The organism is Paenibacillus sp. JJ-223 (assembly GCF_927798175.1).
Taxonomy (GTDB): domain Bacteria; phylum Bacillota; class Bacilli; order Paenibacillales; family Paenibacillaceae; genus Paenibacillus; species Paenibacillus hubeiensis.
Map to the genome: position 1 here is coordinate 79325 of NZ_CAKMMP010000016.1, position 16202 is coordinate 95526.

Sequence of the window (16202 nt, forward strand, 5' to 3'; positions counted from 1 at the left end):
ATATGAATGAAATACATCACCCGCCCTTGCCTGGAGCGGCAAATATCCCCTCCGCTTATGAAACCTTCATTCAAATTCAACTCACATGAGCCTCAATGCAAGGAGTATAGGAGAAGACCGTCCCGGTCGCGATTCATCGGACCGGGACAGCCTCTTTTATAGATCCGTCTGGATTATTGGTTTTTCTCGATCGCGCGCTGGTAGATCTCCAGGTACTGACTCAGACCCAGCCCGTCAAATCCTTTCACGTACGCGTCCCACTCCTTGTCGATGCTCTTGCTGCCGATAATGAACTGGGCCATGTTGGTTTGCACGTAATCCTTGATGGCCGTGGTCAGCTGAGCAGCCGTTTCTGTATCCTCGGGACGGATGAAGACGTTGGCAGGATAGACCTCTTTCGGGGCGTACGGCGCATACACATTGGTAGCCTGGGCAAGGCGCGTGCCGTAACCTTCGGCTTCAAGCGGGTTCTGCCCTTCAGCGAACAGGTTGCGGAACGTATTGGATAAATCGTGAGCACCGATTTGCGACCAGCTCTCGTTCACGACGACATTCGGATCGCGTTCAGGCAGGTTGTAGTAACTATACTTGGCAGGTTCGCCATTGATGTTTTTTTCGTCCGCCTCGGCCTTCTTCCATCCCTTTCCTTCCGTTGGACCGTACTCTGCATAGAGAGCGCCCTCTTCGCTGAACATGTAATCGACGATCTGAATGGCCGCAATCTGTTGGGCTTCCGTCGCTTTGTTCGTGATGGCGAATTCGAATTCGCCTACGCTCTGCGTTGCTCCAGTCGTCTGCACGCCATCCGGCCCTTTCAGCGGAGGCACGATATCCCAGTGCTGATGGCGCGTAATCGTTTTGTCGTACGTATTCACCAGGTAACTGAGCAGCGCCGTCGTGACCGAGCCGACCGTTTCATCGCCTTCCTTATTGCCGAGCTGTCCGATTGCCTGATCGTTCTGCGTGAACGCCGCCGGATCGATCAAACCTTCGGAATACAGCTTGTTCATGTACTCCAGTCCCTTTTTCCAGCCTTCTTTGTTGGCGGCAAAGTCGACTTTTCCATTTTCCAGAATCAAATACTTATCATTGTCGTTATATATGAAACTGTTCATCAAGTAGGCATCGATATTGCCGTTCCATACGTATTTGTTTGGGGCACCGGTCAGCGGAATCTCATCCGCTTTGCCGTTGCCGTTCGGGTCCTTCTCCTTGAACGCCTTCAGCACGGTGTACAATTCATCCGTCGTGGTTGGCATCTCCAGTCCGAGGTTATCCAGCCATTCGGTATTGATCCAATACTTTTGCGCATACGTACAGTGGTAGCATTCATTGAAAATGGGCAGTGCATAGATATTGCCGTCCGGTGCCGTGATGGCTTCCTTGAAATACGGCTTCTCTTCCATGATTTTGGTCAAGTTCGGTCCGTATTGCTGAATGAGGTCGTTCAGCGGAATGAATACCCCTTGCTTGCCGTAGTTCTGAAGGTCGGACGTCGTGAACTTGCCGTGCAGGAAAACTTCGGGATAGTCTCCGCTTGCCAGAAGCAGCTGCCTGCGGTCTTGAAGCGCGTCCGTCGGTGCCAGGTCCCATTTCAGCTTCACGTTGAACTTGTTCTCGATAAACCGGGTGAACTCGTTCTCCTCCATCGGCGCTTTGCCCTGCGGAGCGAAGAACGTCATCGTCACGGGCCCGCCGCTCTCGCCGCTATCCCCGCTCCCCGTGTCCGCCCCGTCCGATGAACCGCACGCCGACAGCAGCGTCACCGAAGCTATGATCAGAAACAACATCGACAACCATGATTTTTTCAACCTGACTCCTCCTTTTGAATGAGAACGATAGTTATGCCCCTTCACGTCTTCCATGTTCATTTGGGTTTCCGGGTTCCATTCGGCTGCTCGCTTCTCTAAACGCGAATCCGGATGCCGGAGCGCTCCCTCACCTCCCTTCAAGATGCGCGAACGAAAGAATCGCTTCGTCCGTTATCCTTTCAGGGACCCGATCATGACCCCTTTGACGAAATGCTTCTGCACGAACGGGTACATGATGAGGATCGGCACGCTCGCGACAACGATCAGCGCGTATTTCAGCACCTGCTCAAAGCCCTGATCTCGCAATTGCTGGCTTGTTCCGGCAAGCATGGCGGGATCGGCGGCGTTCAGAATCAGCAAATTGCGCAGCACGTATTGCAGCGGGAACAGATTTTCCGAGCGCAGGTAGATCAATGCATCGAAGTAAGCGTTCCAGTGCCCGACCGCGTACATCAGGGTCATGACGGCCAGAATCGGCTTTGATAAAGGAAGCACCACGCTGATGAGATAGCGGATGTCCCGGCAGCCGTCCATTTCTGCCGCTTCGGCCAATTCCTCCGGAATCGAAGACTGGAAGAACGTTCGTGCCACGATGACCTGGAACACCGCGAGCGCTCCCGGCAGCCACATCGCCCAGCGCGTATCCAGCAGATGGAGATCTTTCATCAACAGATACGTCGGAATGAGTCCACCATCAAAGAACATCGTGATCATCATGAAAATGATGAGAATGCCGCGGCCATAGAACGATTTGCGCGATAACGGATAGGCCAGCATGACGGTAAGCGTGACGTTGATCAGCGTACCGACCACGGTATAGATGATCGTGTTCCAGAAGCCGAGCATCAGCTGCTGGCTTTTGAAGATCGAAATGTATGCTTTGATGTTGAAATCGACCGGGAACAGCCACACCTGGCCTGACGTCACGGCCCGGGAGGAACTGAAGGAGGAGCTGATAATGTAAAGCAGCGGGTAGAACACGATGAGCAGCACCAGCGTCAGGAACAGGTAGTTGAAAAACATGAACACACGGTCTCCGAGCGGGTCCTTGATCCGGTTGCGATTAAACAGGTTGAGCATATGCATCGTCCTCCTTTACCACAGGCTGTTTTGGGATACTTTGCGCGAGATCGCGTTGACGACGACCAGCAGGATCAGGTTGATGATCGAGTTGAACAATCCCACTGCCGAGGAAAAGCTGAAGTTGGCTCCGATGAGCCCCACCTTGTACACGTAAGTCGAAATGACCTCCGAAGCGCTCGTATTGAGCGGATTCTGCATCAGAAATATTTTTTCGAAGCCTACGCCCATAATGCTGCCCAGGCTCAGAATCAGCATGATGACCGTGACCGGCACCAATGCGGGAATGTCGATATGCCATATTTTTCGCAGTCTCGACGCCCCGTCCATCCGGGCCGCTTCATACAGCGAAGGATCGACTGACGCCAGCGCCGCGATGTAGATGATGGAGGAGTACCCCATGCCCTGCCACACACCGGACCAGACATAGATTGATTTGAAATATTCAGGGATGCCCATGAAGTTGGTCATCGGAAAACCGAGGAATGAGAATAGCCGGTCCACCACGCCCACATGCGGCGAGAGCATCAGAATGATGATCGATACCATGACAACGGTCGAGATGAAATGCGGAGCATAGGTTACCATTTGTACCGACTTTTTGAAGAAGCCCGTCCGGATTTCGTTTAGCGCCAGCGCCAGCATGATCGGAATCGGGAAACCGGCAAGGAGAGAGTAGAAGCTGATGCCGATCGTATTTTTAATAAGCAGCCAGAAGTTGGGGGACTCGAAGAACGCCTCAAAGTGTTTCAGCCCAACCCATGGACTGTCCCAAATGCCCTTGACCACGCTAAAATCCTTGAAAGCGATCTGCACGCCCACCATGGGAATGTATTTGAAGATCAGCAGGTACAGTACCGGAGGCAGCACCAGCAGGTAGAGCTCCCAATGCTTTTTGAGGCTTTTGATAAACGGATGCTGCCGTTTCGGCTCAGCGTCGTTTCTGCGTTGCTGTAGTTCCAGCTTGGTGGGTAGGGTTTCCGTAGCTCGACTCATTCGCGTCACTCCTTCTATACTTCAATTGTAATGATACATTACATTTACATCCCTCAAACAGCCTCTAATTTTGCGACATCTCTTGCCTGGACATTAATGATGTGAACAATCATGTCAGGTAGCGCTTTCTTGAATTTGATCGTACTCTGTTGCACCCTCAACGATCAATTCACACTTTTCTCCCACCTCTCCAAATTCGAAAACCCCTTGTCCCATCAAGGAAAAACGGCACTTTTTCCTCCACGTTCCGTGAATCTGCGAAAAAAAGCATACACCAAAAAATCCCCAAAAACCGTCGTGGTCTTCAGGGATTTTTCGGGTGAAATAGTAAAAGTTGGTCATCTGGCAACTCGTTAAAATTACTCCGCTCCGATCAAACGGAAGGTATAGGTAATCGGCACTCCTTCATCTGTGCTTTCCGTTCGTGGAAGCTCCACGGCAAATCCATCATGCGTACGCTGATATGCCAGTGCTCCGTCGATGCCAATCATTTCGATCTGCTTGACCTCGCCTTGGTAAGGGATGATTAGCCGACCGCCTGGTTGCTCCGGGACTTCGTCTTTTTGGTATAAACGGAAAGCATACGCCACGTTCTCCTTGCGGGTAAACGCCCACTCTCCCGTATAAAAAGGCTCGCAGATTCGGGTGCCGTATACGCCTTCGCCGTGAACGCCAAGCCATTCGCCAAGGCCCTGAATGCTTCTCACAGCGCCTTTGGGCAGTCGCCCATCCGGCTGCGGACCGATGTTGAGTGCCAGATTGCCTCCTTTGGACACCACTTCAAGCAAAAGGTGAACCAATTGCCTTGGCGACTTGTACTGGTCATCGAAGCCAAAGGCGAACGAATGCCCCACCGTAATGCAGCTTTCCCACGGAATGTTCATGGGCCGGTCGGGGATCGTCTGCTCCGGCGTCACGATGTTTTCGTAAGGGCCCCCCACGGTACGATCCGCTGCCAGCAGCCATGGCTGCGTGCTCCGTCTGGCCCGCTCGACCACTTCGCCCAGGCGTATGTCCTGGCCGTGCCGTCCAGGACGGACCCAACCGGCATCCAGCCACAAGCATTCGATGCGTCCATACTTGGTCAGCAGCTCCATGATCTGCTCATGCGTGAATTCCACGAACTTTTCCCATAGCCACGGGTACTGCTTCGGATCGTAGGAAGGGCCGCGCCACATATGGCGCCCCCGCTCCATTCCCGGTGCCCAGTAATAAGGGGTATGCCAGTCCGCCTTGGAAAAGTACGCCGAAATGCCGAGCCCGCGGGCACGAAACGCATCAAACAGCACGCGGCAGATGTCCGCGTATTTATGACGATGGAACGGCGTATCCGGGCCGGTAATGCGGTAATCGGTCGTATGCGTGTCCCACATGCAGAAGCCGTCATGGTGCTTGGTGGTGAACAGCAGGTATTTGAAGCCGTTGTCTGCCGCCAATTGCGCCCATTCATCGGGCTGAAAACGAATGGGGTTGAACGTTTTGTTCAGATCGAAATACTCCCGCTTGAACTGCTCCATGTCGTCCGTCCAGTCCACGTCGTTGCGCGACCAGTCGCCATCCTCATCGCTCAGCGCCCACGACTCGACCAATCCAAGCTGCGAGTAAGGGCCCCAGTGCATCATGAATCCCAGCTTCTGGTCTTTGAACCACTCCAAGCGCTCCAAGAGCAGCGGGTCTTCAGGCTTGACCCACTCGTCCTCCTTGCTGAAATTGTGCACTCCCGCCTCGACCACCTGTTCTTCCTGCTCCAATACGGTATCCTGCGTTTCGCTCATGGCGTTCATCTCCTCGTTCGGCATGATCCGAGGGTCCAACTATAGCGCAGCAATGGTGGCGTGCGATAGTTCGGTTGGATCCTCGTATTATATTCGTCGCTCGATGATGGAGCGGCGGTATGTCGGTCAACGATGGTTCAATCAAGCTCGCGTAATCTCGTTTTACCGTGTTACCTTGCTCGATGGCATGGCTATATGCGCGTGACTCGGCCTTCTTTCTTTTACAATTCGATCTCGCGCCCCTGGCGCGCCGACTCATAAATGCCGCACAAAATCTTCATGATCTCAACGCCGTCCTCGACCGGACTGAGCGTTTCCTTGCGGCCTTGCGTGCTATCGATGAAATGATTGATTTCGTTGCGGAAGGAACCCATGAAATCAAAGGACTTGGAATCGACCTGGGGCGTCATGTTCAAAATGGTGTTGAACTTCTCGCCAATGACCATAATCTCCGGCTCCAGCTCGGCTCCTCCTTTGTCGCCGTAAAGCTTGATCGACATTTCGTCCGATTTGGCATGCAGGGTGAAACTGACGTCAATCAGCAGGCTTGCCCCGTTCTCAAAGCGAATCATCGCATTGGCCATGTCCTCCACGTTATTTTTGGAGGCATCGTAATCGGCCGCCTTGTAGAACGACAGGTTGCGAATATGCGCCCGATTGCCCAAAATGTTCGAAACGTTGGCAGAAACGGACTTCACCTTCGGCTTGCCCATCAGGTACCAACAGATGTCGATGATATGTACCCCGATATCGATCAGCGGACCCCCGCCCGAGCGTTCCCGGTCGGAAAACCATCCGCCCGGATTGCCCAGCCGCCGCAGGCAGGAAGCCTTGGCATAATAAATGTCGCCAAGCTCGCCCGCTTCGATGAACTGCTTCAAAATCTGGGCGTTGTCGCTATAGCGGCGGACAAAGCCGACCTGCAGCAGCTTGCCGCTGCGTTTGACGGCCTGCTCGACCGCGAGCGCCTCTTCCACGGTCTGGCAGAGCGGCTTTTCGCACAGCACGTTTTTGCCCGCATCCAGCGCGGCGATGCTGATCTCGGCATGCGAGTTGTTCCAGGTACAGATGCTCACGGAATCGATTTCCGGCATAGCGAGCAGGTCGCGATAATCGGTAAACACGCGGGAAGCGCCGTATTTTTTCGCCATCTCTCGGGCACGCTCTTCGTTAAGATCGCATATGGCATAGATTTCAACGTCAGGATTGTCGGCATATGCCTGCAAATGGCAGTCGGAGATTGAACCTGCGCCGATGACGGCAACTTTCAGTTTGGACATGGGTTTTCCCCTCCATGATTGTGGTATTGGTGCTGGTGTTGTTATCGCTTTCGATTTTTCATTTGGGATGAAATGCATAATGGCAACGCACGGCTACCCGCTGACGAACCTCAGACACCTTATTTATCGGAAATCCAGGTTGTCGGTGCTGTAACGAACCTCAGGCACGTTATTCCACCAGATTCGGGCATATTACTTGTGTTTCGACCCAAATAGCGCTGCTGAGGTTCGTTAGAATTTAAAAGGAAGCTAATCAGACAGTATAAGGTGTTTAATGTTCGTTAGAACTCTTCAGGCGCCGGCCTCTTCAACTACTTTTCCTCGGAGCACCTTACACAGAGCATCATTCTTGAACTATTCCTTCCGGTCATTATCTGGGCATTTGCCCAGACACTAAGCTTTGCCCATGCATCTGTGGCTGCTTTCCCTACCGTGTTACACTAAAGCTCTTCCGGCCGTCTAACCTCCATCAGGCCCCTAAGCTTCCTCCCACAGCCTGCGCACGTTATCCATGGCAATGCGCGAGGCGGTGCGGCAATCCTCCATGCCTTCAAACTCGACCGAGATATATCCGTCATACCCGGACTGTTTCAATACGCGGAACACACCGTACATGTCGATGTCGCCATGACCTACGATCGCCCCGCGCAAATAATTGCCATGGGCGGTTTGGAACCAGCCTTCCCCCGGATTCCGGGATTCCGGCCTCAAGTAAAAATCCTTCGCGTGAACCATCGAAGCATACGGGATGTTGTTTTTCACCGCACTGATCGGATCTTCATCCACGCACAGGAAGTTGCCAACGTCGAGCGTTGTCTTAAAGTTGTCCCGCGCCGTTTCATGCAGCACCCGGCGAACGCGTTCGCTCGATTGCACGTAATAGCCGTGGTTCTCCAGGCTCGTCGTAATGCCGCGCTCTGCCGCATAATCCGCAATACGCCGGCACGCCTGCACAATGATCGGCAGATCGGTCTCGAATTGGGCCACCGTTCCCTCATGCGCAGGGCGGAAAGCCACGTCATGGCGCATTCGCGTCACGCCGAGCGCGGCGGCAATGTCCACATGATTCATCACATTCCGAATTTCCTGCTCCAATGCCTCTTCGCTCTCCAAAGCAACGAAATTCGCCCCGATGGCATAGTTGGAAATGTCGATCCCGACTTCGGCGGCCGTGTCCCGAATCTGGCCAATCAAATCCGGCTGATCCACGAGACTGTAACCCATCGGCACGATCTCCACATGCTCGCCCCCTTGCTCGGCGATGAAACGAATGGCATCCAGAACCGTCATGTCCCCGCGATTTAACGCTTGCTGCAAACTATAGGTGCTAAGGCCAACTTTCATTCTTCCCATCCTCTCTCCCGTTTCGTGTAGTTGAACCACTCACTTATTTGCTTATATCCAACGTATACCGTGTTTCATTCCATCGCACAATTGCCAATAATCGCACGGTGTTCTATTTTCCATTTTCCACGTCCAGCACCGCCCGATCCACAAAGGTGACGGCCCTCTCCGCCGGAGCGTGAAGCTCAAACACGATCAGTTCGTTCCCACCCGGACGAAGCAAGGGAGCTGGCACGTACAACGTCTGCTGCGGCCCTTTGTTCCAGTAACGCCCCAGATTAAATCCGTTGATAAACGCAGCCCCCTTCGTCCAACCATCCAGCCGCAAAAACGTATCCTTGGCTTCATTCACGTCAAACTGCCCCCGATAAAAACACGGTCCCTCGGCGCTCTCAACCCGTTCGAATCGCAATCCGGACAGTTCGGACAACGGCAGGCAATGGATCGTCCAATCGTACAAAAATTGAAACCCATGCCGCACGCCTTCCGTGATGCCTTTAGGGTCCTTCAGATACGGCCCGTAATTGATGCGTCCCATGTTTTCCACCAGAATGGCGATGTCGGCACCTTCCTCCGGCACGGCAAAGGAAACCGACAATTCGGCATTGCCCCGTTCCAATACTCCCCGGTATGTCCCGTTCACAAAAATGAGCGCCCTGTCCCGCACCTCCTGCACCACCAGCTCCTGCTCCTCCCTTGGGCCAGTGATCCGTGTACGGTACAAAATAAAGCCAACATCCTGGCCCAGCTTCTCCATCGGCTCCGGGCAATTGCGCCGCACCGCTGACGAAAGCGCATCCAGCTGCGTAAACAGCGGCGCCTGTTCCGGCAGTTCCACCTTCCCGTACGCCATCGTGCCGACCGGTTCGGGAAGCTCCAGCTCTCCGAGCTCGATATGCCGCCCGATGACCTCTCTTACCGCATAGAATTTGGCGGTCGGTTCCCCCGATTCGCTCAGCGGCGAATCGTAATCGTAGCTGGTGACGGTCGGTTCGTACCGTTCTTTCTCCTGGCAGTTGGCTCCATTATAAAACCCAAAATTCGTGCCGCCATGGAACATGTAGACATTCACCGAAGCTCCGGCAGACAGCATGGCATCCAGAACCTGCGCCACATCCGCCGCATCCCTGACATGGTGCCGCTCACCCCAATGATCGAACCAGCCGTTCCAAAATTCCATACACATCAGCGGTTGGTCCGGCTGATATACACGCAGCTTGGAGAATGCGCCTTCGCTGCCCGAACCGAAATTAACCGTTGCCAGTTGGCCCGGTACCGAACCTGCCTGCAGCATGGCATCCGTCGGTCCGTCCGAGGTGAACAGCGGCACGTCCATCCCATGCCTCAGCATGCTGTCCCGCAAATGGGACAAATAACGGGCATCGTTCCCGTAGCTGCCGTATTCGTTCTCGATCTGCAGCGCAATGATTGGTCCGCCTTGCGTGCTGAGCAGCGGCTTCAACTTGGGCAGCAGCATATCATAATACCGGTCCACTCTCTCCAGGAACCGGCTGTCCGCGCACCGCAGCGGCATGCCCTCTTCCGCGAGCAGCCAGGCGGGCAAACCGCCGAATTCCCATTCCGCACAAATATACGGGCTGGGCCGAACGATGACGTGCAGCCCCATGCTGCCGGCCAACCGGACAAAGCGCTCGACATCGGCCAGCCCATCGAAACGAAACTTGCAAGGTTCCGGCTCATGCAGGTTCCACGGCACATACGTTTCGACCGTGTTGAAACCGCAAGCCTTCAGCTTCAGCAGGCGATCCTCCCAATATTCGGGGACCACCCGGAAATAATGGATCGCGCCGGAAATGATCCGGAAGGGGCGATCCTCCCAGAGGAATTGCCCGTTTTCAATCTGCAGGACCGTCATGCCCTCGCCTCCTTCGCGGTGCTTCTATATATGCCAAACCCGGATAATGTCGGGCACCACCGGGATTGCTCTATAGTCAGACGAACAGCGTCAGCCTCAACTGGATCAAAACAGCAAATTCGTTTGTAACCCACCACGGTTCCGCAGTAGATCTCCTGCCATGATCCATCGCAAGTACGCGCGTCCAGTCTGAATCGTTCGATCCGCTGGCCGGATCGGATATGTTCCATCAGCACGATTCGGTCAAAGATCGCCCTTCCCGGCAGTTCCAGCTGCAACCATGCCTGCTCCGTGCCCTCGCGAGGGGACCAGTATGTCTGCTTGTCGCCGTCCAGCACCATGGCGGGTGTATGCTTCTCACCCCGGGCTTCCGATGCTTCGGCACGTGCTAGTAACGCCAGATTGTCCCTGAACGTCTCCCTCAGATGATTGCCCAGCTCGTTCAACCGCTCCAGATCGCGTTCATGGATCAACCCCCGCTTGTCAGGCGGCAGGTTCAGCAAAAAGGTGGCATTGCCGCCAACCGCCCCATAATAGACGGCAAGCAATTCCTCCAGCGACTTGACCTGGTCATCCTCGCTGGCATGATAGAACCAGCCGGGACGGATCGACGTGTTCACTTCGGCCGGATACCAGATTAACCGCGAATGGCGCCGGATCACCTCCCGGCTGCCAAGATCGTCATCCTGCGTGCCGATGCGGCTGGCGAATTGTCCGTCATCCACCTGCTGCGATTCGGCCTGAATCTTCTCATTATCCTGCATATGCGCAGGGACGACGCTCCATTCCGAAGAACGCACACATCCGGCTTCATTGCCGCACCAGCGCACGTCCGGACCGCAAACCGAAATGACCGCCCCCGGCTGAAGCTCGCGAATAAGCGCATAGTACGCTGGCCAGTCGTATTCCTGCCGTTTGCCGTTTGGTCCTTCCCCGCAAGCACCGTCAAACCATACGCAGAACAGCTCGCCGTAACCGGTCAACAGTTCACGCAGCTGGTTCAGGAAAAACGCGTTGTAACGCGCCGAATCACCGTATGAAGGCTCATGCCGATCCCATGGGGAAAGGTATATGCCGAAACGCAGCCCGCCTTCGCGGCACGCCTCCGCGACCTCGCGAACGAGGTCGCCTCTCCCTTCGCGCCACGGGCTCGCGGACACGGTATGATCCGTGTGCTTGCTTGGCCATAAGCAGAATCCGTCATGGTGCTTGCAGGTCAGGATCAGCCCGGTCATGCCGGCCGACTTGCACGCTCGCACCCACTGGCGCGCATCCAGTTCCGTGGGAGCAAATAACGCCGGATCCTCGTCTCCCGTTCCCCATTCGCGATCCGTGAACGTGTTTACCGTAAAATGTATGAACGCGTAGAATTCCATCTCCTGCCAAGCCAGCTGCCGTTCGGATGGAACGATCCGTGCCGCCGCTTTGATCCAATCGCTCGCAGGTGTTCCCGAATGTACCATGCATGCCCTCCTCCTTTTCCGTACCGCAATGGTGGGCTAACCCCTTGTATCTATCATAAAAGCCGAGATTGCCAATCACCATTCACAAAACGTCCGGCTTTTTGACCTTTTGTGCCATTTCATCCTCAGCGGACTACCTTTTCTGCGACATGCGCCAAGCGTCAAGTTCATCTTTTACAGCCTACATCCGAGTGATATAATCTTGGCAACATGACCGTTGGGGGCGACGAAATGTACACTGACGTGATTTTTCCGAATATGACCAACACGCTGCACATTACGGGCTGCCATTTCGGCGCCAAACCGCCCGGTTGGCGATATCCCAGACATCACCATCATTTGTATGAAATCATGTATTGCCAGGCCGGAACAGCTAGGCTGAAGCTGCAGCATCTCGAGATCCGGCTTCGGCCCGGAGATTGGCTGTTCATTCGTTCGGGTACCCGGCACGAAATGGAGAATATGGCCGAAAGCGAGGATTGCTTTCGTTTCTTCGACATACACTTCGATATGGACGATTACTCCATACGCAAGACGCTGAGCCAACGCGAATACCATCTTCTTCCCGCCTCCATGGCGGAAATGGCTGGGTTGACGGAATACGTCGCACACATCGAACGGGAGATGCAGCCCAGTTTGGCGTCTGCAGGCGAGATGCCCGCCGCGGAGACGGAACGACGCCTGACGCTGAACCCTGTCCAGAAAATCGCGCTCCAGGCCTACATTCTGCTCATTATTCAGGAAATTCTCCGACTGGCCGTGAAGGTAGAAGAGGAGTCGATGGCCGCCGAACCGCTGCATTCGACCATTCATAAAGCCGACACGGCCCATCTCATTGAAGAGAAGCTGCAGCACCTCATCTCGGGCGACGGCTCCATAAGCCAGGCAGCGGACGAACTGAATCTGAGCCGCAGCCAATTCACCAAAGTGTTCAAAGAAATATACGGCATATCACCACGCCAGTACCTCACTGAAACCAAACTCAACCGAGCCAAGCAAATGCTGGTAAGCACAAGCAAAACGGTCGAGGACATCGCCGATGAGCTCGGCTATCATTCCGTCAGTCATTTCTCCAGGCAGTTCAGGCGGGGCACGGGATTATCGCCCAACCAGTTTCGCCCGCGGCCTCGGGCCTGAGGGGATTGTACGGAAGAAAGGAATGAAAGTCTCTCCCTGCATTCGCCGTAGGAGGCGTCGACGGGGATGCCCCTCCTAGAAATAACGAAAAAAAGACACCTCAAGGGTGTCTGAATGGCAGGCCTTTGCTAAAATGCAGGGGCCTTTATGTGAACTGTTTTATTATTTTTTGCGCCGTGCCTTCGTCATGCGGGTATACATAATAAGTGCAGCGATGATCATGGCAATCATGGCGAGATTGCTGGCTGCCTCATGCGACAGGCCAAAGAGCAGGGCCAAGTTGGTCACCAGGCTTCTCGTAATCAGCGCCACCGCAATCAACAGGATCGGACTCCAGAAATTGTACCTTCTCACGTTTCGCGACCTCCCGGAACAGTTTGTTCAGCGTTCAGCCCTCTCACGGATTCCTCCATAGCAGCATTTATATGATCATGTTTCGCGTCACAGGCGACAAGCTGCTTTAAACCAGTTTAAATTCAATCCAATCGATCTGCAAACCTGGCTTGGTGAAGTCCAGCGTCAATTCGTACACGCCTTCCTCCAGCTGCACTTTCACCAGGCGCTGCCGGATCCATTTGCCTTCCGTTCCGTTCGTCTGGATGGTCGTCATCAATTGGCCGCCCAGCAGCACGTTGCAGGCGCTTTGGGCCAGCTCCGGTTCCGGCGACATGATTTGCACGATGATCCGGTATTCGCCGGCCTGAGTCACGTTCATGCGCACAGGCTCGCCTACTGCCGGCTTCACTTGAGGATCGTTCGCCAATGCCTGCGCACCTTCCGCAGACAGGGCTGAATCAGCTTTGAACGCGGCAACCGTCTCGTTCAATTCCAGTTTTCTGGAGATGACCGGGGCGTCCAGAATAAACGTCAAAATGTTTTTGGCCGAGCGCTGAAGCTCACCGCGCGTCAATGTGCCGTTCTCCAACGACTCCAGCGTGTTGTCGTCCCATCCGTTGATCTCCGCGCCATAGTTCGGCACAACCATGTACAGATCGTTCTGGGCGCGGATCATCCAGTTGGTGTATTTACGGTCGGCTGCTCCGCCTTGAACGACATCATTCATGATCGCCCACCAGTCGGTCATGACAATACCCTCAAAGCCCCATTCTCCACGCAAAATGGTTGTGTTCAGATCGTAGTTCGAAGCTGCCCAGTGTCCGTTAACCGGATTGTAAGACGTCATCACGGAGTTGGCTCCGCCTTCCTTGACGGCAATTTCGAAGCCTTTCAAGTAAATCTCGCGGAGCGCACGCTCGGATACGACGGCATCCACTTTGCTGCGGTGTTTCTCCTGGTTGTTGCAGGCAAAGTGTTTCAGCGTGGCGTTCGATCCGCCCTTCATAATGCCACGCGTACAAGCCGCCGCGAATTGTCCCGAAATGAGCGGATCTTCCGAGAAATATTCGAAGTTGCGGCCGTTCAGCGGGCTGCGGCGAATGTTGAGGCCAGGGCCGAGCAGCGTGTCGATCTGGTTTCGGAGCAGCTCTTGACCTTCCATCACGTACAATTCTTCCACCAGCTGTGTATTCCATGTGGCTGCCAGCAGTGTTCCGATGGACACCTGCGTGGCCTTCTCGCCGCTGTCCATACGGATGCCGGACGGGCCGTCGGCTGTACAAGCCACCGGGATCCCAAGCTTGAACAAGCTATCGCTCACGCCGCCGAATGCCGAGGCCGTTCCCGACGTAACGAGCGGACTGCTCATGCCTTCACCGCGGATCAAGGTTGCAAGATCCTGATCGCTCAATTGGGCGACGAAGGCTTCCAGGCTCACTTTGCCATCCTTCACATCCTGAAGCTTGTACCCTTGGTCCCCGGTCTGCTCCAACGTCGCCGGCAGACGCTGTTCGATCCGCTGAGCCATGTCGACCTTGCGTTTCGGAGCCTCCACATAGGTCAGCTCATATGACCCGTCTTCCTTGCGCGCTCCCGGTTTCATGCGTGTGAACGACTCGACGGGTGCCATCGCTTCTTCAAGCTGCTCGACAACCCGTACGGACTCCACGACGTAGCCTTCCTGCCCATCGACCTTCACATGTTCCGTTTGTTTGACGCTGGTTCCGACATGCAAACGGTATGTTCCTTCTTCCATTACATAAGCGGAAGCATGTCCGGTCACCCCGGCGTCATCGTAAGAAGCCATGGAATCTACCGGGAAGCTGATCGTCAGCGTCTGCGATTCTCCCGGCTGCAGCAAGCTTGTTTTGCCAAAGGCAACCAACGCTTTGACAGGCTGTCCCAATTTACCCTGAGGAGCTTCGTAGTACACCTGCACAACTTCTTTGCCAGCATGGACAGAACCCGTGTTGGTTACCGCAGCTTTGATCTCAATGCAAGTTTTGTCGTTCTTGGCTACGACTTGGGCTTCTTCGGTCTCTACTGCAAATGTGGTGTAAGAGAGGCCGTACCCGAATTCAAACTGGACCTTTTCCGGTCGAAACGTTTCGAAATATCGGTACCCTACATAAATATCTTCCTGGTACAAGTTCTTGAATTCATTTCCGTAATTGCTGGTCGAAGGGTAGTCATGGATCGAATAAGCAATCGTATCCGTCAGTTTACCGCTTGGCGTCACTTCGCCGACCAGAACGTCCGCAATCGCGTTTCCGCCTTCCATGCCGCCGTGCCACGAGTAGATCACGCTTTGAATCGGGTTGACGTAACTCTTGTCATCCAGCCAGCTCATGTCGATGATATTGGATACGTTCAGGACTACGATCGTTTGTTCAAAGTGGTTGGTAACCAGCTTCAGCATCGATTTCTCGTCTTCCGTCAATTGATAGCTTCCCGGCGCGTCAGCGTTATCCTGGTCTTCCCCCGCCGTACGGCCGATGACAATGATTGCTTTATCCGACTTCGCTCTTGCCTGAGCCACCAATTCATCCGTCAGCGGCATTTCCTTCTGGTTCCACGGCTCTGCCGCCCAGACTTTGCCACCATCATCGAACGGATTCTGCTCAATCCATTTTTCGTAAACGGCCGCGAGTTCCTCATTGACGCTGATCTGTTTTTTGCTGCGCAGCCCATCCAACAAGTTGGTCGTATAGGCGACATGCACACTACCGCCGGAACCTGTTCCGCTGCGATAATAATTCACTTGAATTCGGCCAAAAACTGAAACGTTTTCGGATTTTCGAATAGGAAGTGAATCTCCGTTATTTCTAAGCAAAACGGCCCCTTCGGCAGCAACCGTCCGGCTAAATTCTGCAAACCCTTCCAAAGGAACACCAATCTGATTTGTGCTCACCCGTTTCCCCTCCTGATTATCATCTCCATACCCATGAATCTCGATCTCGTTGACTGAAGCCGAGTAATTCACCTGTATCTAGTCTCATATTACCAGATTCCATGGCGGAAAATAAATACGAAAACGTTTTTCTTAGAAACTTCATTAATATTGTTCATAAATCGGACGTTCTCCGGCTGACAATTAGGACTTG

The 16202-nt window shown here is 54.2% G+C and carries 12 protein-coding genes; 1 reads left to right on the plus strand and 11 read right to left on the minus strand.

What is annotated here, in order from left to right:
* Positions 1-173 precede the first annotated feature (173 nt).
* The 9 genes from L6H98_RS24590 to L6H98_RS24630 form a co-directional block, all read right to left on the minus strand.
* Positions 174-1811, minus strand: a complete 1638-nt coding sequence (locus L6H98_RS24590) for an ABC transporter substrate-binding protein (RefSeq protein WP_236420327.1) — start codon at positions 1809-1811, stop codon at positions 174-176.
* A gap of 171 nt (positions 1812-1982) precedes the next feature.
* The gene (locus tag L6H98_RS24595; protein WP_236420328.1) at positions 1983-2891 is read right to left on the minus strand and encodes a carbohydrate ABC transporter permease; all 909 of its coding nucleotides are present in this window, start codon (positions 2889-2891) and stop codon (positions 1983-1985) included.
* Between the two features lie 15 nt (positions 2892-2906).
* Positions 2907-3887: an ABC transporter permease subunit gene (locus tag L6H98_RS24600; protein ID WP_236420329.1), complete on the minus strand. Its 981-nt coding sequence runs from the start codon at positions 3885-3887 to the stop codon at positions 2907-2909.
* Between the two features lie 114 nt (positions 3888-4001).
* A complete protein-coding gene (locus L6H98_RS24605; protein WP_236420330.1) occupies positions 4002-4229 on the minus strand; it encodes a hypothetical protein in 228 nt (75 codons plus the stop codon).
* A gap of 17 nt (positions 4230-4246) precedes the next feature.
* Complete coding sequence (locus L6H98_RS24610) at positions 4247-5662, minus strand: alpha-L-fucosidase (RefSeq protein WP_236420331.1); 1416 nt, start codon at positions 5660-5662, stop codon at positions 4247-4249.
* Between the two features lie 221 nt (positions 5663-5883).
* Positions 5884-6942, minus strand: a complete 1059-nt coding sequence (locus tag L6H98_RS24615; RefSeq protein WP_236420332.1) for a Gfo/Idh/MocA family oxidoreductase — start codon at positions 6940-6942, stop codon at positions 5884-5886.
* Positions 6943-7419: 477 nt separating this feature from the next.
* The gene (locus tag L6H98_RS24620) at positions 7420-8286 is read right to left on the minus strand and encodes a sugar phosphate isomerase/epimerase (RefSeq protein WP_236420417.1); all 867 of its coding nucleotides are present in this window, start codon (positions 8284-8286) and stop codon (positions 7420-7422) included.
* A gap of 112 nt (positions 8287-8398) precedes the next feature.
* Entirely contained in the window at positions 8399-10162 is a 1764-nt protein-coding gene (locus L6H98_RS24625) for a glycoside hydrolase family 35 protein (RefSeq protein ID WP_236420333.1), read from the minus strand.
* Positions 10159-11625, minus strand: coding sequence for an alpha-L-fucosidase (locus tag L6H98_RS24630; RefSeq protein ID WP_236420334.1), 1467 nt, complete (start codon positions 11623-11625; stop codon positions 10159-10161). The genes L6H98_RS24625 and L6H98_RS24630 overlap by 4 nt, the downstream gene beginning before the upstream one ends.
* A 231-nt stretch (positions 11626-11856) precedes the next feature.
* Between L6H98_RS24630 and L6H98_RS24635 the strand changes: the two genes are divergently transcribed.
* A complete protein-coding gene (locus tag L6H98_RS24635) occupies positions 11857-12762 on the plus strand; it encodes an AraC family transcriptional regulator (RefSeq protein WP_236420335.1) in 906 nt (301 codons plus the stop codon).
* Between the two features lie 162 nt (positions 12763-12924).
* On the opposite strand, the gene L6H98_RS24640 is transcribed toward L6H98_RS24635, so the two are convergent.
* Together L6H98_RS24640 and L6H98_RS24645 are read right to left on the minus strand one after the other, a co-directional pair.
* Positions 12925-13116 carry a hypothetical protein gene (locus L6H98_RS24640; RefSeq protein ID WP_236420336.1) on the minus strand — a complete coding sequence of 64 codons (192 nt, stop codon included), beginning with the start codon at positions 13114-13116 and terminating at the stop codon, positions 12925-12927.
* A 106-nt stretch (positions 13117-13222) separates the two neighbouring features.
* On the minus strand, positions 13223-16009 hold the full coding sequence (locus L6H98_RS24645) for a glycoside hydrolase family 3 C-terminal domain-containing protein (protein ID WP_236420337.1): 2787 nt from the start codon (positions 16007-16009) through the stop codon (positions 13223-13225).
* Positions 16010-16202: the final 193 nt, after the last annotated feature.